Annotated in this window: 24 protein-coding genes; 13 read left to right on the top strand and 11 right to left on the bottom strand. The window is 69.0% G+C overall.

Features of this window, described 5'->3' with window-relative positions:
• Positions 1-112: 112 nt before the first annotated feature.
• The 3 genes from ACZZZB_RS13070 (at position 113) to ACZZZB_RS13060 (ending at position 2,551) form a co-directional block, all read left to right on the top strand.
• On the top strand, positions 113-820 hold the full coding sequence (locus tag ACZZZB_RS13070) for a DUF4190 domain-containing protein (protein WP_194645020.1): 708 nt from the start codon (positions 113-115) through the stop codon (positions 818-820).
• Positions 821-1,142: 322 nt separating this feature from the next.
• A complete protein-coding gene (locus ACZZZB_RS13065) occupies positions 1,143-1,643 on the top strand; it encodes a DUF2510 domain-containing protein (RefSeq protein WP_463529902.1) in 501 nt (166 codons plus the stop codon).
• 119 nt (positions 1,644-1,762) lie between these two features.
• Complete coding sequence (locus ACZZZB_RS13060; RefSeq protein ID WP_463529901.1) at positions 1,763-2,551, top strand: MmpS family transport accessory protein; 789 nt, start codon at positions 1,763-1,765, stop codon at positions 2,549-2,551.
• 122 nt (positions 2,552-2,673) lie between these two features.
• Here ACZZZB_RS13060 and ACZZZB_RS13055 read toward each other — a convergent pair whose 3' ends face one another.
• Both ACZZZB_RS13055 and ACZZZB_RS13050 read right to left on the bottom strand, forming a co-directional pair.
• A complete protein-coding gene (locus ACZZZB_RS13055) occupies positions 2,674-3,015 on the bottom strand; it encodes a hypothetical protein (protein ID WP_463529900.1) in 342 nt (113 codons plus the stop codon).
• Between the two features lie 106 nt (positions 3,016-3,121).
• A complete protein-coding gene (locus ACZZZB_RS13050; protein ID WP_079003398.1) occupies positions 3,122-3,649 on the bottom strand; it encodes a hypothetical protein in 528 nt (175 codons plus the stop codon).
• A gap of 240 nt (positions 3,650-3,889) precedes the next feature.
• Between ACZZZB_RS13050 and ACZZZB_RS13045 the strand changes: the two genes are divergently transcribed.
• The 4 genes from ACZZZB_RS13045 to ACZZZB_RS13030 all read left to right on the top strand — a co-directional run bounded on the left by ACZZZB_RS13045 (position 3,890) and on the right by ACZZZB_RS13030 (position 7,357).
• Positions 3,890-4,999 carry a DNA alkylation repair protein gene (locus ACZZZB_RS13045; protein ID WP_463529899.1) on the top strand — a complete coding sequence of 370 codons (1,110 nt, stop codon included), beginning with the start codon at positions 3,890-3,892 and terminating at the stop codon, positions 4,997-4,999.
• A 203-nt stretch (positions 5,000-5,202) separates the two neighbouring features.
• Positions 5,203-6,018 (top strand): lysostaphin resistance A-like protein, encoded by an 816-nt coding sequence (locus tag ACZZZB_RS13040; RefSeq protein WP_463529898.1) that lies wholly within the window; start codon positions 5,203-5,205, stop codon positions 6,016-6,018.
• Between the two features lie 4 nt (positions 6,019-6,022).
• Positions 6,023-6,610: a TetR/AcrR family transcriptional regulator gene (locus ACZZZB_RS13035; protein WP_463529897.1), complete on the top strand. Its 588-nt coding sequence runs from the start codon at positions 6,023-6,025 to the stop codon at positions 6,608-6,610.
• Between the two features lie 99 nt (positions 6,611-6,709).
• A complete protein-coding gene (locus ACZZZB_RS13030) occupies positions 6,710-7,357 on the top strand; it encodes an NADPH-dependent F420 reductase (RefSeq protein WP_079003400.1) in 648 nt (215 codons plus the stop codon).
• Positions 7,358-7,432: 75 nt separating this feature from the next.
• Here ACZZZB_RS13030 and ACZZZB_RS13025 read toward each other — a convergent pair whose 3' ends face one another.
• On the bottom strand, positions 7,433-7,909 hold the full coding sequence (locus ACZZZB_RS13025) for an N-acetyltransferase family protein (protein WP_463529896.1): 477 nt from the start codon (positions 7,907-7,909) through the stop codon (positions 7,433-7,435).
• Between the two features lie 399 nt (positions 7,910-8,308).
• Entirely contained in the window at positions 8,309-9,265 is a 957-nt protein-coding gene (locus tag ACZZZB_RS13020; protein WP_463529895.1) for an alpha/beta fold hydrolase, read from the bottom strand.
• 179 nt (positions 9,266-9,444) lie between these two features.
• Between ACZZZB_RS13020 and ACZZZB_RS13015 the strand changes: the two genes are divergently transcribed.
• Both ACZZZB_RS13015 and ACZZZB_RS13010 read left to right on the top strand, forming a co-directional pair.
• A complete protein-coding gene (locus ACZZZB_RS13015; RefSeq protein ID WP_463529894.1) occupies positions 9,445-10,068 on the top strand; it encodes a hypothetical protein in 624 nt (207 codons plus the stop codon).
• Positions 10,069-10,108: 40 nt separating this feature from the next.
• Positions 10,109-10,567, top strand: coding sequence for a hypothetical protein (locus tag ACZZZB_RS13010; RefSeq protein WP_463529893.1), 459 nt, complete (start codon positions 10,109-10,111; stop codon positions 10,565-10,567).
• 201 nt (positions 10,568-10,768) lie between these two features.
• On the opposite strand, the gene ACZZZB_RS13005 is transcribed toward ACZZZB_RS13010, so the two are convergent.
• Positions 10,769-11,065 carry a helix-turn-helix domain-containing protein gene (locus ACZZZB_RS13005; protein ID WP_463529892.1) on the bottom strand — a complete coding sequence of 99 codons (297 nt, stop codon included), beginning with the start codon at positions 11,063-11,065 and terminating at the stop codon, positions 10,769-10,771.
• Between the two features lie 111 nt (positions 11,066-11,176).
• Here ACZZZB_RS13005 and map point away from each other — a divergent pair, with 111 nt between their 5' ends.
• Entirely contained in the window at positions 11,177-11,953 is a 777-nt protein-coding gene (map, locus tag ACZZZB_RS13000) for a type I methionyl aminopeptidase (RefSeq protein WP_079706538.1), read from the top strand.
• A gap of 61 nt (positions 11,954-12,014) precedes the next feature.
• Positions 12,015-12,515, top strand: coding sequence for a hypothetical protein (locus ACZZZB_RS12995; protein ID WP_202938377.1), 501 nt, complete (start codon positions 12,015-12,017; stop codon positions 12,513-12,515).
• A 3-nt stretch (positions 12,516-12,518) separates the two neighbouring features.
• On the opposite strand, the gene ACZZZB_RS12990 is transcribed toward ACZZZB_RS12995, so the two are convergent.
• Both ACZZZB_RS12990 and ACZZZB_RS12985 read right to left on the bottom strand, forming a co-directional pair.
• Positions 12,519-13,271 carry an SDR family oxidoreductase gene (locus ACZZZB_RS12990; protein WP_202938376.1) on the bottom strand — a complete coding sequence of 251 codons (753 nt, stop codon included), beginning with the start codon at positions 13,269-13,271 and terminating at the stop codon, positions 12,519-12,521.
• A 27-nt stretch (positions 13,272-13,298) separates the two neighbouring features.
• Positions 13,299-13,964, bottom strand: coding sequence for a hypothetical protein (locus ACZZZB_RS12985; protein WP_463529891.1), 666 nt, complete (start codon positions 13,962-13,964; stop codon positions 13,299-13,301).
• Between the two features lie 288 nt (positions 13,965-14,252).
• On the opposite strand from ACZZZB_RS12985, the gene ACZZZB_RS12980 reads away from it, so the two are divergent.
• Complete coding sequence (locus tag ACZZZB_RS12980; RefSeq protein WP_463529890.1) at positions 14,253-14,498, top strand: hypothetical protein; 246 nt, start codon at positions 14,253-14,255, stop codon at positions 14,496-14,498.
• Between the two features lie 37 nt (positions 14,499-14,535).
• Here the strand turns inward: ACZZZB_RS12980 and ACZZZB_RS12975 are convergent, their stop codons facing one another.
• From ACZZZB_RS12975 to ACZZZB_RS12960, 4 genes are all read right to left on the bottom strand, one after another.
• Positions 14,536-15,807 carry a GNAT family N-acetyltransferase gene (locus ACZZZB_RS12975; RefSeq protein WP_463529889.1) on the bottom strand — a complete coding sequence of 424 codons (1,272 nt, stop codon included), beginning with the start codon at positions 15,805-15,807 and terminating at the stop codon, positions 14,536-14,538.
• A gap of 742 nt (positions 15,808-16,549) precedes the next feature.
• Entirely contained in the window at positions 16,550-16,900 is a 351-nt protein-coding gene (locus tag ACZZZB_RS12970) for a cupin domain-containing protein (RefSeq protein WP_229940227.1), read from the bottom strand.
• A 54-nt stretch (positions 16,901-16,954) separates the two neighbouring features.
• Positions 16,955-17,407 (bottom strand): Lrp/AsnC family transcriptional regulator, encoded by a 453-nt coding sequence (locus ACZZZB_RS12965; protein WP_056013555.1) that lies wholly within the window; start codon positions 17,405-17,407, stop codon positions 16,955-16,957.
• Positions 17,408-17,598: 191 nt separating this feature from the next.
• Positions 17,599-19,056, bottom strand: coding sequence for an aldehyde dehydrogenase family protein (locus ACZZZB_RS12960; protein WP_463529888.1), 1,458 nt, complete (start codon positions 19,054-19,056; stop codon positions 17,599-17,601).
• A gap of 243 nt (positions 19,057-19,299) precedes the next feature.
• On the opposite strand from ACZZZB_RS12960, the gene ACZZZB_RS12955 reads away from it, so the two are divergent.
• Positions 19,300-20,775 carry an APC family permease gene (locus ACZZZB_RS12955; RefSeq protein WP_463529887.1) on the top strand — a complete coding sequence of 492 codons (1,476 nt, stop codon included), beginning with the start codon at positions 19,300-19,302 and terminating at the stop codon, positions 20,773-20,775.
• Positions 20,776-20,789 lie beyond the last annotated feature (14 nt).

The raw sequence follows: 20,789 nt of genomic DNA, 5'->3' as shown, positions 1-20,789 counted from the left end.
GGACATGCCCCGCCCCTTCGCTGTCGGCCTGGACCGCGAACCGAAGACGGCAGTGATCCAGAGCGTCGACCTCGGTACGGTGGATGCAACGCAGCAGAGAGGCACCACGCGCATGTCGTATTCGAATCAGCCGCCCGCCCAGAACCAGCCCTACCCGCTCCCGGTGCCCGGCCCGGCTCCGGTGAAGACCGGCAAGCGTGGCAACGGGCTCGGCATCGCCGCCCTCATCGTCGGCGGGTTCGCACTCATCGGAGCGTTCATCCCGATCCTGAACTACGTCGCCGGGTTCGTCGGACTCGTCGGCCTTGTGCTCGGCATCATCGCGCTGTGCCTCAAGAACCGGAAGAAGGGCTTCGCCGTCGCCGGCACGATCGTCTCTGCCATCGCGATCGTCCTGAGCATCATCCTCGCGATCACCTACACGGCGGGGTTTGCCGGACTCATCGGCGACGCCGTCAAGACCGCCGAAGCGAAGTCCTCCGAGGCGGCCAACAAGGAGATCTCGATCGTCTACGAGGTCAACGGCACCGCCACCGACGCCTCCATCGTCTACTCCACCTACACGGCCGGCACCAACGGCACCGAGCAGTCCACCGGTCAGGCGCTCCCGTTCATCAAGGAGCTCGCCGTCAAGGCCGGCAGCGACACCGACTTCACCGCGTTCTCCCTCGTCGCGACCAACGGCGCCGAGGACACCGGGTCCGTCACCTGCAAGATCACCGTCGATGGTGACGTCGTCGCCGAGCAGACCTCGACCGGCGCGTACGCGTCGGTGGCGTGCTCTGCGTCGGGTGTCGATGGGGTGACGGAGAACAAGTAGTTTCCATCGCCCGCCTGGCGATTGAGGCCGCCGACCCCCCGACTGAACATCGTGAGCTCGGCAGTGGACCCGCGGACTGATCGACCCGTGAACAGGCGCTGCGGAGCAAGGTCGCGGACGAGGGACCGCGCGGACGCAATCCGATGCCAGACCAGGGGATAACCCCCTCTTCGAACTTGGTCGCGTGCCCTACATTGGGACTGATGTCCCCCACAGTGCGGACATCAGACTGAACACCCAGGGGGCCGCACGGCGTGAACCTGACTTCGCCGCCTGCCCGCTGAACCTCCCGCCGGTGCATGCCCTCTCCGAAAGCACCTCGATGACGCTCGTCCCGCAGCAGCCCGGACACATCCCGGCCGGTTGGTACCCGAACCCGCAGCGACCCGGTCAGCAGCAGTACTGGGACGGCACCGCCTGGACCTCGGCCGTCGCACCGCTCGCTCCGACCGGGCGGATGCCGATGCTTCCCGCACCACAGCAGTACGGAGCACCCGCGGCTCCGGCCGCGTATGCGCCCATGCCCTACAACCACCAGCAGTACCCGGCACCGGTCCCGTACGCCCGCCCACTCAAGGAGAGCGGCACCGGCTACCTGCTGGCGATCCTCCTCGGCGGCTTCGGTGCGCACCAGTTCTATCTGGGGAACGTCGGCGCCGGCATCGGCTTCATCGCGCTCTGGTGGGGCGGCTGGGCGCTGAGTGTCTTCGGCATCGGCTTCGTCGCGATCCTCGCCGCCTTCGTGTGGTGGATCATCGACCTCTGCACCATGCAGTCCCAGGTCGACACCGCCAACCGACGCCTCATCGCGTACCCCTACTGACCCGCCGGGCATCCAGGTCGCGCACGCGGCGCTGACCAGGCGCCCTCCCACTCGCTTCCCCGCACCACCGACCGACGCCAGCACGCCGGCCGATCACACCGCAGAAAGGCACCACCACCATGTCCTACCCCGAGCAGCCTCCGTCACCGCAGGACCCTTACGGTCAGCAGCCGTACGGCCAGGCACCCCAGGGCCAGCAGCCCTATGGGCAGGCACCCTATGGGCAGGCACCCTATGGGCAGGCACCCTACGGCCAGCCCGGTTTCGGCCAGCCGACGCCGCCGCCCGCGAAGACCGGCAACGGTCTCGGACTCGCCGCCCTCATCATCGGTGTCGTCGCACTCATCGGCGCGTTCATCCCGTTCGTGAACTTCGTCTCCGGCTTCCTCGCTTTCGTCGGCCTGGTGCTCGGCATCATCGCCCTCTTCCTCAAGAACAAGTCGAAGGGCCTCGCCATCGCGGGCACGGTCCTGTCGCTCATCGCGATGATCCTCAGCATCATCCTCGCGATCACCTACACCGCCGGGTTCGCCGGCGCCGTGAGCGAGGGCATCAAGACCGCGCAGGCCGAGTCGTCCGCTGAAGCCGACCGCGACGTCACCGTCGTCTACGAGGTGACCGGCACGTCCGCCGCATCGTCGATCACCTACATGACGTTCACCGACGGCAACAGCGGCACCGAGCAGGCCAACGACCAGGCGCTCCCCTTCACCAAGGAGTTCACCATCAAGGCCGGTGGCACCTTCGACTACAGCTCGTTCTACGTCATGGCGATGAACGGTGCCGACGACGCGGGTGACATCTCCTGCAAGATCACCGTCGACGGCAAGGTGCTCGCAGAGAACACCTCCACCGGCGCGTACGCATCGGCGTCGTGCTCCGCCTCGAGCATGGACCTCAACGAGTAGTCACCTCGCCCGTCGTCGTTCAGGACCCCACCAACCCGCCCCGGCCGGTTCGTGGGGTCTTGTCGTCGAGCGGCCGGGATGAATCGAACCGCTACCAGCGGAGAAGCAGCGATCAGTAGAGATCAGTAGCGGATCACCCAGGCCGGGCTCAACGAGAGGTGGAACCCCGCGACGCTCAGGACGATCGATGCAGCGACCAACGCGAGCAGGAGGGCGGCTTGAGCGCGCGAACGGGGCCGACGAGTCAAGACGCCTGCGACAGCCGCGATACCGACGAGCAGGAGCGCGGTGACGACCAATGCTGCGGGTTCCAGGTCCATTACCGGGCACCGGGCGGGATAGGACTCCTGGCAGCTGTCCTCGAAGAACGCGTCGAACAGCAGCACCACCGTCACGTAGACGGCGGCGATGGCGACCAGCACCCAGAGGATCGGTTGCCGGAGAGCATGTGTCACCGTGCCCATGTCAGGCCTTCGGCACGCTCAGCGACCGGGGATGGGCGTGTCACTGGCAGCTCCGCAACGAGATCACGGACCAGAAGAGACACGAACTCACCGACCGACGCCGCACTCACATCGAGAGGCGGCGCACGAGCTCCTCGACGGTCGAGAACTTGATCGACTCGACACCCTCCTCGTCGTCCTCGTCGGGCTCGACCTCGACGGCCTCGAACGCGAGGTCGGCGTCGAGCTGCACGAGCACCGAGCTGTCGGGGAACTGCTTCGGCGCGTCGAACGAGAGCAGCACGGCGTCGATGAAGACGATCACCGAGCGCAACACGAGGTCATCACGCAGGTCGGCGGTCTCGATGACCTCGTCCGACTCGACGGCTTCCTCGATCTCCGACGCCACGCGGTCGAGCAGCACCTTCCACTCAGCTGTCGGCGTCGACAGGACCCGCTGCGCCAAGTCGGCGAGCGCCGCCGGCTCCGGCTCGCCCTCCTGCTCCTCGGGCTCGGGGTCGACGTTGAGCATGACCTCGGCGTCGATCGCGTCGAAGCGGGCGAGCCCGTAGACGAAGGTGTCCTCGATCTCCGGTGAGGCGACGAGGCCCCGACGCGTGAGTTCTTCGGCCAGGGCGGTCAGCGATGCAGTCATGCGCGCCAGGCTATCGCGACCGGGTGAACGGACGCGGAACGTGCCGTCGCGCTGAGTTGCCCGAATGTGTCCGGAATCGAGCGAGATTGCAACAGTTTCGGGCGACTCGTACGAGTGGCGACGCCCAAGCACCTTGAGTCGCCCAGATCTGTCGCAGATTGCGCGGATTCGGAACACATCCGGGCGACTCAGCCCGGGCCCAGCAGCACACCTGTCAGCGGCACACGCCATGATCGCCGTATGCCCTTCGCAGACGAGCTCCTCGGCACCGCCGTCGCCCGCACCCTCACCCGCTCGCTTCAGGAGGCCGCGCCGGGCAGCCCGTTCGGGGCCACGGCCCATGCAGCCGAGCACCTCGACGGTCTCGCGCTCCGCGAGCGCGCCGATCTCCTGCGCGACGCCCTGCTCAAGGACGTCCCGGGCGACTACGCGACGCTCGCCGGCATCATCCGCACCGCCCAGGCGACGAACCCCGCGTTCACCGGCTGGCTGATCTGGCCGGTGACGAGCGCCGTCGCGACCCGCGCGGTCGAGGAGTGCACCCCCGATGCCTTCGACGACGCCATGCGACTCCTCGCCGAACTCACCGAACGCCTCAGCGCTGAGTTCGCCATCCGCACCCTGCTCCGCCACGACCTCGACCGCGCGCTCGCCATCGTCCTCGACTGGACTTCATCCGACAACGAGCACATCCGCCGCCTCGCCAGCGAAGGCACCCGCCCCTACCTGCCGTGGGCGGTGCGCGTGCGGGAGATCGTCGCGAACCCGGGCGTCACCATCCCGATCCTCGACGCCCTCTACCGCGACCCGAGCGAATACGTGCGCCGCTCCGTCGCCAACCACCTCAACGACCTCAGCCGCGACGACCCCGACCTCGTCGTAGCCACCGCGAACCGCTGGCTGGCCGACCCCGACGCCAACACCCCGGCGCTCGTCCGCCACGCCCTGCGCACGCTCGTGAAGCGCGGCAACCCGGGTGCCCTCGCGGCCCTCGGCTTCGGCGCGGCGACGACGGAGGTCGAGGGCTTCGCGGTCGACAGCGCCCACATCCCGTTCGGAGGCTCGGTCCGATTCGTCGCGACCGTCCGCAACACCGGCACCGAGACGGTCCGCCTCGCGATCGACTACGTCGTGCACCACCAGAAGGCGAACGGCTCGCAGACGACGAAGACGTTCAAGCTGACGACGACCGAACTGGCTCCCGGCGAGCACATCCTCCTCTCCCGCGAGCACTCGTTCCGCGCGATCACCACCCGTCGCTACCACCCGGGTGCGCACGGGATCGCGCTGCAGGTGAACGGGGTCGCGACCGAACCGCTGGCGTTCGAGCTGCTGCCGCCGGTGGAGTGAGGCGAACGTCACCACGGCCGAGCCCGCTTACTGAGCCGGTCGAAGGGCGCACTTCGACAAGCTCAGTGACCGAGGAACGCGCTCAGTGACCGAGGAGGGTGCTCGGCGACCGGAGGGAGCTCAGCGGCGGCCTCGGCGGGCCGCTCCTCACCCGACCGCATCCGGCAGTCACGCCAAGCGGAATACAGATGTATTCTTTCCGCGTGTCCACTCTCTCTTCGCCCACATCTACGCCCGATCTGATCAGCGACCACCACATCGCGAGCTGGCGCGTGCGCGCACCATGGCTCGCCGCCATCGCCTTCGCGCTCGTCCCCGTGGTGTTCACGGCCGGCGCGTCAGCAGCAGCGCAACTCTCCGAGGCGAGCGAGGCCGGGGCAGCCCTCACGCTCGCCGCGGGAGCAGCCGTCTCCGCGATCATCGGCCTGGTCGTCATGCGCCTGTCGCCGCCTCGATTCCGCGACTTCGGCTTCCGGCGTCCGCGGCGAGCGCGCGTCGCACTCTGGTTCATCCCGGCGGCAGCCACCGTCCTGATCATCCTCGGCACCCAGGGCATCCGGGTCGACGCACCGACCGTCGCGGCGTATGGGGTCCTCGTCGTCGCCGTCGCGCTGAACGAGGAGACCTGGTTCCGCGGCATCGTGTTCGCGATCCTCCGCGCACGCAGCACCCGCACTGCCGCCATCGGCAGTTCCGTCCTCTTCGGCGTCCTGCACCTGGCGAACCTCGCCGGCGGTGCGGACGTCGGATCCTCCATCCTGCAGGTGGCGTTCGCAGCGTTGTTCGGCCTCGTCGCCGCCCAACTCCTCGTGCTCACCGGCAGCCTCTGGCCCGCGATCGCCTGGCACGCCGCCTGGAACTTCGTCAGCTTCATCGGCGGCGACTCGACCGACAGCCGGTCGCTCGTCGGACTCGGCGCGGCCTGCGTCGTCATGCTCGGCTACGCGGTGTTCCTCGGGCGACGAAGGTCCTCGCGGCCGGACGGATCAGCGACGACCGACGCCCCAGCCCTACCCTGAGAACGTGGACCTGACCGAGCGCCAAAGCCAACTCGCCGACGCGGCGCTGCGGATCGTCGCACGGTCCGGCCTGGGCGCCCTCTCGTTCCGCGCCGTCGCGAGTGAGGACGGCTGCTCGCTCGGTTCCGTGCAGAAGGCGTTCCCGAGCAAGCAGCGGATGGTGGCGGCAGCGTTCACCCGACTCCGCGACACCTCGGCGCCCCTGCCAGCCGGCGAACCGGGCCGCCCGAACCTGCGACAGTGGCTCGTCGACCTGTTCATCGGCGTCCTCCCGCTCGACGAACCACGCCGAGCCGCGCACCGCCAGGGCGAGGTGTTCGCGCAGGTCGCGCTCGTCGACCCGCACATCGCCGCCGCCATCGCCGAGAGCGACACCCGACTCCGCGGCCTCATCGCCTCGCTCGTGACGCGCGGGCGTGCTGAGGGAGAGATCCCCGCGTGGGTCGATCCGGACACCGCCGCCTGGGCCGTGTGGGCGCTCGCGGGCGGCGTCGCCTCCCAGCTCACCTACGACCCCGAGCCGGAGGACGAGGTCCGCACCCGACTCGACACGGCGATCGGCGCCCTCCTCGGCGTCGCGTCCACCGACTGAGTCGCCCCGCCGGCACCCCGCCGTCGTCGCGGATGAACGTCCGCTGGGAATGACCCAGGGTGAGGAATGCCCCACCCCGCCCGAACCGTTCCCCTGACCATGACAACCATCGGAATCATCGGTTCAGGAAACATCGGCTCTCAGCTCGCACGCCTCACGGTGGCGCAGGGTCACGACGTCATCGTGTCCAACTCGCGCGGACCGGAGACGCTCACCGACCTCGTCTCGGAGCTCGGCGAGCACGCCACCGCCGGCACCGCCCTCGACGCGGCCGAGCGTGGCGACATCGTGATCGTCACCATCCCGCTGCACGCGATCGACACCGTCCCCGTCGCACCGCTCGCGGGCAAGGTCGTCATCGACACGAACAACTACTACCCCGAGCGCGACGGCCACATCGCCGAGCTCGACGAGGAGACGACCACCACGGCCGAGATGCTGCAGGCGCACCTCCCGGAATCGAAGGTCGTGAAGGCGTTCAATCACATCTACGCCGCCGACCTCACCACCAAGGGCAAGCCGTCCGGCACCCCGAACCGCCGGGCCCTCGTCATCGCCGGTGACGACGCCGACGCGAAGGCCACGGTCGCCGCACTCATCGACTCCTTCGGGTTCGAGCCCCTCGACATCGGCGCGCTCTCCGAGGGATGGCGCATCCAGCGCGACACCCCCGGCTACGGCCCGGACGTCGACGCCGACAAGCTGCGCGAACTCGTCGCCGAGGCCAAGCGCTACCGCGACATGTAAGTCACGCCGCATCGCGAATCGCCTCGAGTGGTCGTCCAGGAGGTCCTGGAGCGACCATTCGGGGCGATTCGTCGTTCAGTGACCCGGTGGGTCGGCCCGCCACTCGAGGAGCAGCGGCGCTTCCTCGAACCCGGTACGGCGGTAGACCGGCGCACCCGCGTCGTTCGAGCTGACGGAGACCCGGCCGATGTCGCGAGCTCGTGCGGCGTCGAGGAGTCCGTCGACGAGACGGCCGGCGATACCGCGACCGCGGAACTCCGGGCGGACGAAGACACTCTGCACATCGCCCGTCAGTCGGCGGAGTGCGCCGATATTGGGGGCGCGGGAGAACACGACGAGCCATGCCATGCCGACGAGCTGATCGTCGACCTCGGCGACCAGGCATACCCGGGAGTCGGGGTCGACTGCGATCCACGAGACGAGGTCGTGTGCGAACAGTGCCCGTTCCCAGTCGGCGAGCGGGCCGGTGGGCGGCGACATCATCAGCTTCAGTTCGGCGAGCCCGGTGGCATCGGCCGGCGTTGCGACGCGGATCACGACCTCGGGTTCCATGGGTCGAGTGTGCCATGCGCCGCTGTCACGGCTGGGAGGTGGTGAGTCCGGGGTGCCCTTCGACAGGCGGATCCTGAGCCTGTCGAAGTGCAGGGACCGAAAAGGGCGTCTTGAGCGGAGGGACCGCCGAGGCACCCGTGACCCAGAACCGAGTGACGGTCACTGAGCTTGTCGAAGTGCACACGAGGGACGCCCGCCCGGGCGAAAGCCTCCGAGCGGGAGGGGCGGACTCGTGGGCCCTTCGACAGGCTCAGGGAGCGGGATGGTGTCCGAGATGGAGGCCGCCGCCGCTAGCCAAGTGACCCGGGGCCGGGCTCCGCTCGCCGACCCCGTCGAGGTGCTCGAGGACCCTTCGACAAGCTCAGGGAACGGCGATGCGCTCAGCGAGCGGGGCTGGGCTCAGGGACCCAGCGCCGCGAAGCGGTCCAGGGCCGCACGGAGCACGGCGCTCTCCTCGGTGCCGCCGTGGCCCTCGGTCTCGACGATCGTCAGCTCACTCGCCAGCCAGAGCTGGTGGAGCCGCCAGGCGGTCACGGCCGGTCCGCTGATGTCTCGGCGGCCGTGCACCAGCGCGCCGGGGAGGTGCGCGATACGGTCCATCCGCGACAGCACCGCCCGGTCGCCAGTGAGGAAACCGTCGTGACTCCAGTAGTGGGTGACGAGCGTCGCGAACGCCTCGCGCACGGTCGCGTCGGCGAACAGCTGGCCGACGCGTTCGGGGTGGTCGAGTGACACGTGCGCACTCTCCCAGCGGTCCCAAGCGGTCGCGGCATGCGTCCGCTCCGTCGCGTCGCCCTCGCGGAGGCGGCGCGCGTAGGCCTCGACGACCCGCTCGCCCTCCCGCCGGCCGCTGTCAGCTTCGAACCGCGCCCACTCCTCGGGGAAGACGCGGCCGACGCCCTCGGTGATCCAGTCGACCTCGTCACGACTCGTGGTCGTCACCGCGACGAGCGCCAGCGCGATCACCCGATCGGGATGCTCCTGCGCGTAGGCGAGCGCGAGGGTCGTGCCCCATGAGACCCCGGCGACCACCCAGCGCTCCACACCCGAGGCGACTCGCACCGCCTCGATGTCGGCGATCAGGCGCTGGGTCGTGTGCTCGTCGAGCTGCTCGCGCGCGTCCACGATGTTCGGGATACTGCGGCCGCTCCCGCGCTGGTCGATGCCGATGAGGCGGTACCGCGACAGGTCGAAGTGCGAACGGTACCAGCCGGAGCCGAGCGAACCGCCGGGGCCGCCGTGCAGCCAGAGCGCTGGGACGCCGTCGGGGGTGCCGGACTCTTCGACGAAGATCGACGCGCCGCCCTCCACGTCGACGAAACCGGTGGTGTGCGGGTCGGCTTGCTCCTCGGTCATCTGTGCCACGGTACACAGCTCAGGTCCTGCGTGCAGGCCCTTCGACAGGCTCAGGGACCGAGAGGGGGCCGCCTCCCTTCGACAAGCTCAGGGACCGGGAAGAGGTGTGCCGCCCTCGACGGGCCCACGGACCGGGGACCCACGAAGCGGAAAAAGGGCCGTCCGTAGACTGGGCGCCCATGGGGGAAACGAACGCAGTCACGTCAGGGTCCAAGCAGGTGTGGATCATCGCCGGAGCGCTCCTGGTCGGGTCGGTCCTCCTCGGCCCACTCGTCCAGATCGGGTCGTTCCTCGGGCCGACCGGTGGCATCCTCGCGACGTTCCTGTCCGTCTTCTCGATCGCCCTGTTCGCGATCGGCTCGGACCGTTCCAGCAGCGTGACCGCGAGGCGCCCGCTCGGCACCGGCGCCCTCATCGCGCTCGGCATCTGGATGACGATCAGCTCGTTCGTCCGCGGTCTGGCGACAATCCCGGCCGCCGTCGAGACCTTCCTCAGCTTCGGCTACATCGACCTGCTCATCCAGTTCGTGCTCGCGGCCATCGCGACAACGCAGATCGCGCGCGCCGGAACCGTGCCCCGCCCCTGGCACCTCGCGCCGCTCTGGGTCGTGGCGGTGACAGCAGCATCGTGGGTCGTCCAGCAGATCATCGTCGTGGCGGCGGGTTCGAACGTGTCCCTCTTCGTCCCGATCATCGTCATCCTCGACGGGTGGGTCCGTGTCGTCGGCCCCGTCTTCCTCGGGATCGTCGCCATCGCCCTCGCCAGCCGCGAGTCGGCCGTCGCGGCTGCCGCCCGGGAGTAGGAGTCGTAGGCTGTCGGGAATCGACTTCGGGGGACGTCACATGCAGCGACGCATCGCAGCAGGACTCATCGCACTTACACTCGCCGCCGGGCTGAGCGCCTGCACCGGCGGAGTGACGAGCTACGCGGACCTCGAGCGCGACCAGGCCGACAAGGATCGTCTTCCGGCGAGCGCCGTCGGAGCCGGCAGCGACGACCCGTTCACGATCGATGCCGAGTCGACCCGACTCGTCGCTGTCCAAGGCGACACGGAGATCTTCCTCGCGTCGGCGACCGAGCAGGGGCAATCTCGGATCTGCATCATCGTGTTCGCGGAGACCCAGCCGTTCCGAGCCTGCGGTAGCGGCGACCGCGTCGGCATGAGCGACAGCGTCAACGAGTACACGGTGCTCTCCGACGCCGTCGTCGACACCGCGCTCGACCCCGCCGAGGACTGGACGAAGATCAGCGAGAACGTCTTCACCCGCCCGGTCCAACCGACGACGAGCGACACGCAGTAGCGATCGAACATAGACCCTTCGACAAGCTCAGGGACCGGCGTGGTGCGTCGAGCAGACGCGGCCGCGCGATTGCGCGCGCCCTTCGACAAGCTCAGGGACCGGCGCGGCACGTCGGGCGGACACGGCCGCGGGATTGCGCGGGCCCTTCGACAAGCGGATCCTGAGCCTGTCGAAGGGCAGGGAACGGGAGCGACCGGGGAGCTAGGAGACGAGTCGCTCGCGCAGGCGTTCGGCGGGTTGGGCGGCGTCACGTCGCGCAGGGCTGATCGTCGCCCAGACCTCGTCGAGGGAGAGGCCGAGCACCTCGGCGATGGCGGCGATGGTCGAGAACGCCGGCGTCGCGACCCGGCCCGACTCGATCTTCCGCAGCGTCTCCGGCGAGAGGCCGGCGTCGAGGGCGATGTCGAGCATCGAACGCTCACCACGGGCCTCGCGCAGGAGCGCGCCGAGGCGCTGACCGCGTTCGACATCGGTGGGGGTGAGCGGGAGGCGGACCATGCGCCCAGTGTAGTACGGGATAGTTTGACCGGTATAGTTATTGGTCGAGCGCCGTTCGCGGCACGAACACCACCGCACCACGCACGCAGCACGCCGATGGAAGGGCCCCGCATGATCGAGATCTTCACCCCCACCGAGGTCGCGAAGGCGCGTCGCACCGGCGAGCTGGTCGCGAACATCCTTCACACGCTCAAGCACCGCGTGACGGTCGGCACGAACCTCCTCGAGATCGACCGCTGGGCCAAGGCGATGATCCTCGAGGCCGGCGCCGTCTCCTGCTACGTCGACTACGCCCCCTCCTTCGGCCGCGGACCCTTCGGCCACTACATCTGCACCGCCGTCAACGACGCCGTCCTCCACGGCCTCCCCCGCGACTACACGCTGGCCGACGGCGACCTCCTCACCCTCGACCTCGCCGTCCTCCTCGACGGCATCGCCGCAGACTCGGCCATCAGCTTCGTCGTCGGCACGGCGACCCCCGAAGACCTCGCGCTCATCGAGACCACCCAGGAGGCCCTCGCCGCCGGAATCGCAGCTGCCAAGCCGGGTGCGAAAATCGGCGACATCTCCTTCGCGATCGGCACCGTGCTGCGTGGCGCCGGCTACCCGGTCAACATGGAGTTCGGCGGCCACGGCATCGGCACGACGATGCACCAGGACCCGCACGTCTCGAACGACGGTCGCGCCGGCCGCGGCTACAAGCTGCGCCCGGGCCTGCTCCTCGCGATCGAGCCGTGGGTCATGGCCGACACCGACAAGCTCGTCACCGACGCCGACGGCTGGACCCTCCGCAGCGTGACCGGCAGCCGCACGGCCCACAGCGAGCACACCATCGCGATCACCGAGGACGGAGCTGAGATCATGACGCTGCCGACCGTCACGTTCTGAGCACCTGAAGGTCTGTCGAGCGCACTCGACCGGCCCGGCACACCGTGTTTAGGCTGGTGACATGACCGATGATCGCCGCACGGTCCTCCGGGGCCGGTACCTGAGCCTCGGACTCGGCGAGCTGTTCGCCGCCGTCGTGTTCATCTGGGTCGCGTTCGTCTCGGCGCTGCCTTTGCTCGAACGACCAACCGATGTGCTCGCGTTCTGGTCGGCCCTCGTACCGCTGCTGGTGATCCTCGTGCAGGCCGGCGTCTACTGGCTCCTCGCCCGGCGGTGGGTCAAGCAGCGCACCATGCCTCCTGGACTAGCCGCCACCTACCGCGGTTTCCGCGCGCTCGACGCGGTCCTGCTGCTCGCGGGACTCGTCGGCATCATCGTCTGGTTCCCCGCCCACCCCTTCGCGGCCATCGGCATCCCGTTCGTCTGGCTCCTGGGTGTCATCGAGTACGTGAACTACTTCGTCGTCCGGCTCGCCTACCCACCGTCCATGTGGTTCCAGCGGATCGGCGAATGGCGAACGCCTCGACTCATGCAGGACGTCCGGGCGGCTCAGCGGAGCTGACGCTCAGCGAGCGGCGCTGAGCCCCTCGATCCACTGCGCGAAGGTCTGCACACCGCGCTGCGCGCCCGGGCCGGCCAGGGTCGTGCCGTCGCGCATCGCCTTGCCGAAGCCGCCGGGCAGCGGGATCTGCACGACCGGGCCACGGGTGCCCGTGGCCGCGGTGTAGGCCTTGACCATCGCGGTCATCCGCAGTTCCTCGGGGCCCGCGAGATCGGCCGGGCGCCCCTGCGGCTCACCCTCCGCCAGCTCCACGAGGCGCTCGGCGACTTCGCGCGCGGCGACCGGCTGTGAGGTCATCGTCGGCACCATCGTGACCGGCCCGAAGCGGAACCGCTCGACCATCTGCTGCGCGAACTCGTGGAACTGCGTCGCCCGGAGGATCGTCCACGGGATGCGCCCGGTGCTGACGAGCTCCTCCTGCAGCGCCTTGCCCGCGTAGTAGCCGAAGGGCGCCTTGTCGCTTCCGACGATCGACAGCGCGACGTGGTGGGGCACGCCTGCGGCGCCCTCGGCCTCGAGCAGGTTGCGAGTGACCGCCCCGAAGAACTGACGCGACTGCTGGGCGGACTGGGTGGCCGTCGAGGTCACATCGATGACGACGTCCGCGGCCTCCAACTGCTGGGCGAGCCCGGCTCCGGTGGCGAGGTCGACGCCGGTGGAACGCGACAGCACGACCACCCGGTGTCCGCGCTCCTGGGCCACCGCGACGACGTGTCGCCCGACCATCCCGCTGCCTCCTGCGACGACGATCTTCATGCGACACTCCCCTCTGCTCGACGGATGTCACTCTATCGGCGGGAGGAAGCAGCCGTTCTCGACCGTGATCCGCAGCACGTCGGCATCGGGTCGGAGCTCCCGTTCGAAGATGATGGCGTCGTCGCGGAGCTGCGTCGACAGCTCCAGCTCGCCGTACGAGGGCACGATGAGCTTCGACCGGAACTCGTCCGAGTCGGTCGCGAGTTCGAGCGGCGGGGCGTACCCGTTGATGAGGTCGACGAGCACGGCGCGACTCGTTCCGACCGGCAGCTCGACCTCGACGGCCATGCGTGCCAGCTTCGTGGCCCGACCGGACGGCGCCTGACTGCTGCAGGGCGCCTCCGAGGCCTGGGGCGAGAACGCGAACGGCTGCCCGCCCGTCGCCGTGTTGACCATCTGCCCGAGGAGGTCTGCAGCCACGGCGAACACCTCGTCTCGGGTGGGAAGTTCGTCGTCACGCTGAGGAGCGCTCGGGTCCATCGCCGGCGCCTCGGCCACCGGCGAAGCACGATCACCCCGCGGCTCACCGACCTGTCCCGTGCAGGAGACGATCAGCAGCGCGAACACACTCAGCTGAGCGATCACTGCGACGACGATCGCCACGATCGAGCGCCGCCCGAGCGACCTGGAACGGCGCCCTGGCGGCGCCTCCGCGCGCGCGTCGGTGGTCATTTCGTCCGGGATCGTGTCCACGCATACTCCTATCTGGCCGTGCGCCGCGACGATGGCCGTCACGATGCTGCAGCGACGGTATCGATCGGGAGCCGGTCGACGGCTCGACAGTTGGCGGGCATGACGCGGCGAGCGCGGATCGGGCGCCTGTGGAGCGGCGTCATGCGTGTGCGCCGCCGACGACATGCAGGCACGTCTGCCACGGTGTATAACAAATCTGCACTTCGAGATACAGATCTGAGACCGACCGATCAGCCGCCCCCGAAGCGCGCCTCCCGACCGAACCCGACCAGGAACCACCCGACCCCGATGACGACCCTGCAGCACCCCGCCACCACCGGCTCCATCCCCACCCCGCGCCCGCAGCTCGCGGCACTTCCCCGCACCCTGCGCCGCAGCGTCCCGGCCGAGCAACGCCAGCTGTGCCGCACCCTCGCCGCCACCATCGGTGGTTTCACCCTCCTGGCCGGCCTCGTCGGTGCGCTCATCACCGGTTGGATGATGCTGCTCGCCCTCCCGGCCGCGGCGATCCTCCTCGGCACGACCGCTCCCTGATCGATCGGCCGAGCCACATCACCTTGGCGGGTAGCACCTAGAAGTGCGTCCGAAGGAAGGACGCCTGCTCCGTCACGAATGCGAGGTCGAGCGCTCGGACCGCCTCCGATGACCCGGTGATGAGCCCTGCCTCGGCGAGCGCCGACACGCGCGGGCCGCCGAGGAGCACCGCCGACAGCTCGTTGATGGTGAGGCGCACAGCGTCGTCGTCGTCGTCGGCCGACTCCGGCACGTCGCCGAGGCGTTCTGCGACCGCGGCACCGTGCTCGTCGATGCGGAGCGCGAACCGACCGCCGGCGAGACCGAGCGCGTCCTCGACGTCGAGCAGGTGCTCGCGACGCTCGGACGCCGCCGGGATGGTGAACCGGCGCGCACCGAGCACGGTCGGCACGTCGACGATGCGCAGCCAGAGCGAGTCGGCTCGCGCGGTGGTCTTGACGGCGCGGCGGTCGACAAGTCGCCACTGGATGGCTTCGACCGTCGGAGCCTGGTGGAAGGTGACCTTCGTGGTGAGGCTGATCCCGGTGAGGTGCCGCCAGAGCGCGTAGCGGGCCTCCGGGGTGGTGGCGACGAGGTCGTCGACGACGATCGTGCCCCACTCCTCGCCGACGCGGTAGAGCGCGTAACCCTGTGGTTCGCCGTCGGCGTCGTCGTAGCGGAGGGCGAGCGTGTCTCCCTCACCGTGGCTGAAGTGCCGGATGGTCACCTCACGGAGGGCCTGCTTCCACCACGCGACCCCGCGGTCGATGTCACCGGTGCTGCGGGAGCGCTCGAACAGCCCGGGTGCGACGGTGGCGAGCGAGCGCGGGTCGAGCGTGTGGACGCGGCCGGCGGGCGGCGCACCCCGCCAAGCGACGCGCTTGGGGTCGACCTCGTGCGTGAACTCCCAGGTCGCCGGGGCGAAGCCGTAGCGGCCGTAGATGGTCGCCTCACTCGCGGTGAGCGCGACGACTGCGGCACCGGTGGCCTTCGCGTGGTGGAGTCGGTTCTCCATCAGCGATCGGGCGATACCGCGACGTTCGTGCGAGGTCGAGACGGTGACCTCGGTGATGGCCAGGGCACGGACGGAGCCACCCGGGATCGACAGGGCGGTCGGGAAGGAACCGAGCGTGCCGACGGGGACGAGCGGTTCGGCCGCGGTGTCGTCGTAGACCCCGAGGATGGAGCTGCCGACGAGGAGCTGACGCCGCTCGGCACGCACCGCCACGTCGGTGTCGGGCTTCGAGAGGAAGCCGCGGGACGCTGCACCCCACCAGAGGTCGAGGGCGGCGTGGTCCGTGTGGTCGAGCTCGACGGTGCGCAGGTTCATGCGACAAGCCTATTGCGGCCGCGGTGACGGACCTCGGTCGGAAAACGAACCCCGGTCACTGAGCCTGTCGAAGTGCACACCGAGAACATCACCCGGCGAACAGAGGCCAGCCCGAGAACCCTTCGACAAGCTCAGGGACCGAAAGAAGGCAGCCGGTCGGAGAAGGAACCCCGGTCACTGAGCCTGTCGAAGTGCACACCGCGAACACCACCCGGCGAGCAGAGGCCAGCCCGAGAACCCTTCGACAAGCTCAGGGACCGAAAGAAGGCACCCGATCGGAGAACCCACCCCGGTCACTGAGCCTGTCGAAGTGCACACCGAGAACACCACCCGGCGAGCAGAGGCCAGCCCGAGAACCCTTCGACAAGCTCAGGGACCGTAAGAAGGCAGCCGATCGGAGAACGAACCCCGGTCACTGAGCCTGTCGAAGTGCACACCGCGAACACCACCCGGCGAACAGAGGCCAGCCCGAGAACCCTTCGACAAGCTCAGGGACCGAAAGAAGGCACCCGATCGGAGAACCCACCCCGGTCACTGAGCCTGTCGAAGTGCACACCGAGAACATCGCCCCGAGAGAGGAGGTCACCCCGGAGCCCTTCGACAAGCTCAGGGACCGGATGAGGCTGAGCTCAGGGACCGGAGTGGCAGGAACGCAGGAGATCGGCGCGAGAGCAGGACGGGCGGGCACGAAGCGTCCTGCTGTCGGGCGGATGTCCTGCTGCCGCGCCGGGAGTCGCGCGGGTCAGGCGACGTAGACCTTGCGGAGGGTCTCGCGGACCGTCCAGGTGGTGCGGGCGCCGGCGGCGAGTCGGCCGATGGAGCCGGCACGGAGCTCCAGCGACGGAGTGCCGTCGGCGAAGTCGACGGTCGCCTCGCCCGAGAGGACCACGAACACCTCGTCGATCTCGGTGTCCTGCACGACGCCGACACCCAGCTCCCAGACACCGACCTCGGTGTCACCGACGGCCGCGAGCGACACGATGCCGCTGCGCGGCGACCCCGAGACGACGTCCTCGGGCGCCAGCGGGTTGTCGGCGAGCGCCACGTCGGCGCCCTGGAGCGCCGCGTTGGGGGCGAGCAGGTGGTCGGTCATGAGGTACCTCTCTGAGCAGGACGGAGACGAGCGGGGTCGGCACAGCCCGACGACCTACCCGACGCCCCAGCCGTAGGCGAGCTTGTGGGCTTCGAGCACGAAGAAGGTCTCGGTCGACCGCACCCCTGGCGTCGGCTGCAGGGTGTCGAGCAGGAAGGTCTTGTAGTGGTCCATGTCACGGCACACGGCCTCGACCATCACGTCGAAACCACCGCTCGTGAGCACCACGTAACTCGTCTCCGCGTGCTTCGACAGCTCCTGGCACACCCCGCGCGCCATCCCCGGCTCGCAGCGGATGCCGATGAGCGCCAGGTGGTCGAAGCCGATCGACAGCGGGTTCGCGATGCCGACGATCTGCAGGATCCCGGTGTCCTCGAGTCGCTGGATCCGGTAGCGGACGGACGACGCCGGCAGCCCGGTCTCGGTGGCGATCTCCGAGAACGCCTTCCGTCCGTCCTGCTGCAGGATCGCGATCAGCCGACGGTCGATGTCGTCAAGGTCGTTCATGTGGCTCCTCCGGCAGCGGGCGGATGGTCATCTGGCAAGCGTAGCGAGGGAAGCCGTGCGGCCCGGGTGCGGTGTCCGCCCCACCCGAGCCACGAGCCCCGGCCGACCGACCGACCCGAACGCGGGCGGTCGACCGGGGCGACGCCGATCGAGCGGACCGAGGGAGGTCGCCGATCGGCGGATCGGTCCGACTAGCGGACGTGGATCGCGCCGGTGCGGAGGTCGGTCATGTCGTGCAGCGTGTACATGCCGCCGATCCGGCCCCAGCCGGTGCCCTTGCCGCCCGCGCCGCCGAACGGCATGTTGATGTCCCACCAGCCGTTGGAATCGTTCACGATGACCTGGCCGGTCTCGAGCTCCTCCATGAAGCGGTAGGCCTTCGACAGACTCTCGGTGAACACCGCCGACTGCAGGCCGAGCGCGTCGGCGTTGGCGATACGGAGGATGTCGTCGTCGTCCTGCGCCGTGAGGATGGGGAGGACCGGACCGAACGACTCCTCGCGTGACAGCAGGCTGTCCTCGGAGACGCCGTCGACGATCGTGAAGTCGTAGTAGAGGTCCGTCGGGTGGCCTGCGGCACGACCGCCGCCGAGCAGGATGTCGAAGCCGAGCGAGCGGGCCTCGTCGAGGTGGCGGTCCATCTTCGCGGCGACGCCCTCGTTGTTGAGCGGGCCGAGGTTGATCCCCTCGTCGAACGGGTTGCCGAGTCGCACGGTGGCTTTCGCGTAGGCGAGGGCGGCCTCGACGAAGGCGTCGTGGACGTTGTGGTGGACGATGAGCCGCTCGGTCGCGCAGCAGACCTGCCCGCCGCTGTAGAACGCGGAGTCGACGGCGGCCTTCGCGGCGCGTTCGATGTTCGCGTCCTCGAGGACGACGATCGGACCGTTGCCGGAGCACTCCATGAGCGAGCGCTTGAGGCCGGCGGTGCGGACGATCTTCGCCCCGGTGGCGGACGAGCCGATGAAGCCGATCGCGTCGATGCCGTCGTGGGAGACGAGCTCGGAACCGAACGCGCCGTCGCCGGGGAGGACGCTGACGAGCCCGGCCGGGACGCCCGCCTCGACGAGGCAGTCCATCGCCGCGAGGACCGCGAGGGGCGTGTTGCTCGGCGGCTTGACGATGCAGGCGTTGCCGGTCGCGAGGCCCGGGGCGACGAACTCGCTGAACATGAGGAGCGGGAAGTTCCAGGGCGTGATGATGCCCCAGACACCGACCGGCGCGCGCCAGGTGAACATGCGCTTGTCGATGTCGCTCGACGGCAGCGTCTCGCCGTAGAGACGGAGGGCGTCCTCGGCGTGGAGGTGGAAGAGCTGTGCGGCCTCGGCGATGTCGGCGGTCGACTCGGCGAGCGGCTTGCCCTGCTCCAGCGTCTGCAGGCGGGCGAGCTCCTCCACGCGGGCGTTGATGGCATCACCGACGCGGTGACAGATCTCCGCGCGCTTGAACACGCCGAGCTTCCGCCACTCCCGCTGCGCCTCGTGCGCACGTCGCACCGCCTCGTCGAGTTCGGCGGTGCCGGCGACGGGGATCGACGCGATGACGTCACCGGTGACGGGGCTGATCACCTCCGAGCGCTCCGAGCTGGTTCCGTCGGTGAACTCGCCGGCGATGAAGAGCTGGGTGCGAGTGGGTGTCGGCAACGTGGTCATTCCGGACCTCCTGGTGTCGTGGCTGGGCCGACGACGCCGAACAGCGTCGTGCGGATGTCGTCGGGAGAATGTGGGATCAGCCTAGGACCTTGCGATTCCTCGAACAAGCAGTATTGTTTCGTCAAAGTTACGATTACAACAACGAGACCGACACGATCTTGTCGTCACAACAATTCTTCGGCACATTGAGTGCACCAGCAGCGAGACAGCGACGTCCCGTCCCCCACGAATCGAGAAGAGCCCATGTCGACCGAACACGTCACCAACACCGACGAGACCACGCACCTGCCGAAACGGATGCGCTGGTTCGACGGCTTCGCCATGGCGATGACCATGCCAGCCGCGCTCATCGCCACCCTCGGCGCCTCCATCACCGGCCTCGGCGGCTGGGGGGCCGCCGTCCTGTGGGCGATCTCCATGATCCTCGCCATGGGCGTCAACTGGATCTACACCGAGCTCGCCACCATGTTCCCGAACTCCTCCGGCGGCATCGCGCACTACGCGGCCGAAGCGTGGAAGTCGCGCGCACCCTGGGTCGCACCGATCACGGGCGTCGGCTACTGGCTCCCCTGGGGCACCAACCTCGCCACCTACGGCGCGGTGACCGGTGCACTCATCCAGGCGCAGTGGTTCCCGAACGAGGACTGGGTGATCCAGCTCGGCCCGATCTCCATCACCTTCCCGATCCTCATCGGGCTCGGCGTCATCGGCGTGATGTACCTCATCAACGTCATCGGCGTCCGCGTCACGATGGCGTTCGTCTACATCACGGCGGGCATCCTGCTCATCCCGCTGTTCGTGTTCATCGTCTTCCCGCTCTTCAGCGCCGACTGGGCGCCCCTCGACCTCACCTGGAAACTCGAGGGCATCGAGGGCCTGCACACCGCGATCGTCTGGCTGTACATCATGGCGTGGACCACCTTCGGCATCGAGGTCTGCGCGACCTTCGCCCCGGAGTACCGCGACTCGGTGAAGGACACGACCAAGGCGATCAAGGCCTCCGTCCTCTTCTGCCTCGGCGTCTTCTTCGTCATCCCGCTGACCCTCGGCGGCTACGCGGGTGAAGCGGCGATCGCCGACAACCCGGCGACCTTCTTCGTCGCGAGCTTCGCCTCGCTCGTCGGTGGTGCTGCGGACGTCATGGTGCTCTGCCTCATCGCCTCGCTGCTGCTCATCATGACCACTTCGGTGGCCGACGCCTCGCGCGTGCTGTTCAACATGGGCAAGGAGCGCGTCACCGTCCCGTCGCTCGGTGTGCTCAACCGTCGCGGGGTGCCGTTCCGCTCGCTCAACGTGATGCTCGTCATGAACGTCGTGATCCTGGTGGTGCTGCAGAACCCGCTCGCGATCATCGTGACCGGCAACCTCGGCTACATCCTCACGCACTTCTTCGCCGTCTCCGGCTTCTTCCTGCTGCGCAAGGACCGCCCCGACGCCGTCCGCCCGATCCGGCTGCCGCGCTTCTTCGTGCCGCTGTCGGTCGTACTGTCGGTGCTCCTCGCGATCATCCTCATCGTCGGCGCGACCGGGTTCTCCACCACGGGCTACGGCGGGTTCCTCGAGCTCGGCATCGCGCTCGGACTGCTCGCACTGGGCGTCGTGATCTGGCTGTTCGTGCAGCGGAGCACCAAGCGCGACGCGGGCCTCGGGAGCGGCGGGGCATCCGCCGGAACCCCACGTGCCGAGACCGAACGCACCGACGCCGCCCGCACCGACTGACCGCGCACCACGCG

The organism is Plantibacter sp. AC185, assembly GCF_979258065.1.
This window is presented reverse-complemented; position numbering and strand designations above follow the sequence as displayed.

Coding starts and splice junctions, on each gene's coding strand:
- ACZZZB_RS13070 (WP_194645020.1), top strand. CDS start 113: ATGTCGTATTCGAATCAGCCGCCCGCCCAGAACCAGCCCTACCCGCTC.
- ACZZZB_RS13065 (WP_463529902.1), top strand. CDS start 1,143: ATGACGCTCGTCCCGCAGCAGCCCGGACACATCCCGGCCGGTTGGTAC.
- ACZZZB_RS13060 (WP_463529901.1), top strand. CDS start 1,763: ATGTCCTACCCCGAGCAGCCTCCGTCACCGCAGGACCCTTACGGTCAG.
- ACZZZB_RS13055 (WP_463529900.1), bottom strand. CDS start 3,015: ATGGGCACGGTGACACATGCTCTCCGGCAACCGATCCTCTGGGTGCTG.
- ACZZZB_RS13050 (WP_079003398.1), bottom strand. CDS start 3,649: ATGACTGCATCGCTGACCGCCCTGGCCGAAGAACTCACGCGTCGGGGC.
- ACZZZB_RS13045 (WP_463529899.1), top strand. CDS start 3,890: ATGCCCTTCGCAGACGAGCTCCTCGGCACCGCCGTCGCCCGCACCCTC.
- ACZZZB_RS13030 (WP_079003400.1), top strand. CDS start 6,710: ATGACAACCATCGGAATCATCGGTTCAGGAAACATCGGCTCTCAGCTC.
- ACZZZB_RS13025 (WP_463529896.1), bottom strand. CDS start 7,909: ATGGAACCCGAGGTCGTGATCCGCGTCGCAACGCCGGCCGATGCCACC.
- ACZZZB_RS13020 (WP_463529895.1), bottom strand. CDS start 9,265: ATGACCGAGGAGCAAGCCGACCCGCACACCACCGGTTTCGTCGACGTG.
- ACZZZB_RS13015 (WP_463529894.1), top strand. CDS start 9,445: ATGGGGGAAACGAACGCAGTCACGTCAGGGTCCAAGCAGGTGTGGATC.
- ACZZZB_RS13010 (WP_463529893.1), top strand. CDS start 10,109: ATGCAGCGACGCATCGCAGCAGGACTCATCGCACTTACACTCGCCGCC.
- ACZZZB_RS13005 (WP_463529892.1), bottom strand. CDS start 11,065: ATGGTCCGCCTCCCGCTCACCCCCACCGATGTCGAACGCGGTCAGCGC.
- map (WP_079706538.1), top strand. CDS start 11,177: ATGATCGAGATCTTCACCCCCACCGAGGTCGCGAAGGCGCGTCGCACC.
- ACZZZB_RS12995 (WP_202938377.1), top strand. CDS start 12,015: ATGACCGATGATCGCCGCACGGTCCTCCGGGGCCGGTACCTGAGCCTC.
- ACZZZB_RS12990 (WP_202938376.1), bottom strand. CDS start 13,271: ATGAAGATCGTCGTCGCAGGAGGCAGCGGGATGGTCGGGCGACACGTC.
- ACZZZB_RS12980 (WP_463529890.1), top strand. CDS start 14,253: ATGACGACCCTGCAGCACCCCGCCACCACCGGCTCCATCCCCACCCCG.
- ACZZZB_RS12975 (WP_463529889.1), bottom strand. CDS start 15,807: ATGAACCTGCGCACCGTCGAGCTCGACCACACGGACCACGCCGCCCTC.
- ACZZZB_RS12970 (WP_229940227.1), bottom strand. CDS start 16,900: ATGACCGACCACCTGCTCGCCCCCAACGCGGCGCTCCAGGGCGCCGAC.
- ACZZZB_RS12965 (WP_056013555.1), bottom strand. CDS start 17,407: ATGAACGACCTTGACGACATCGACCGTCGGCTGATCGCGATCCTGCAG.
- ACZZZB_RS12960 (WP_463529888.1), bottom strand. CDS start 19,056: ATGACCACGTTGCCGACACCCACTCGCACCCAGCTCTTCATCGCCGGC.
- ACZZZB_RS12955 (WP_463529887.1), top strand. CDS start 19,300: ATGTCGACCGAACACGTCACCAACACCGACGAGACCACGCACCTGCCG.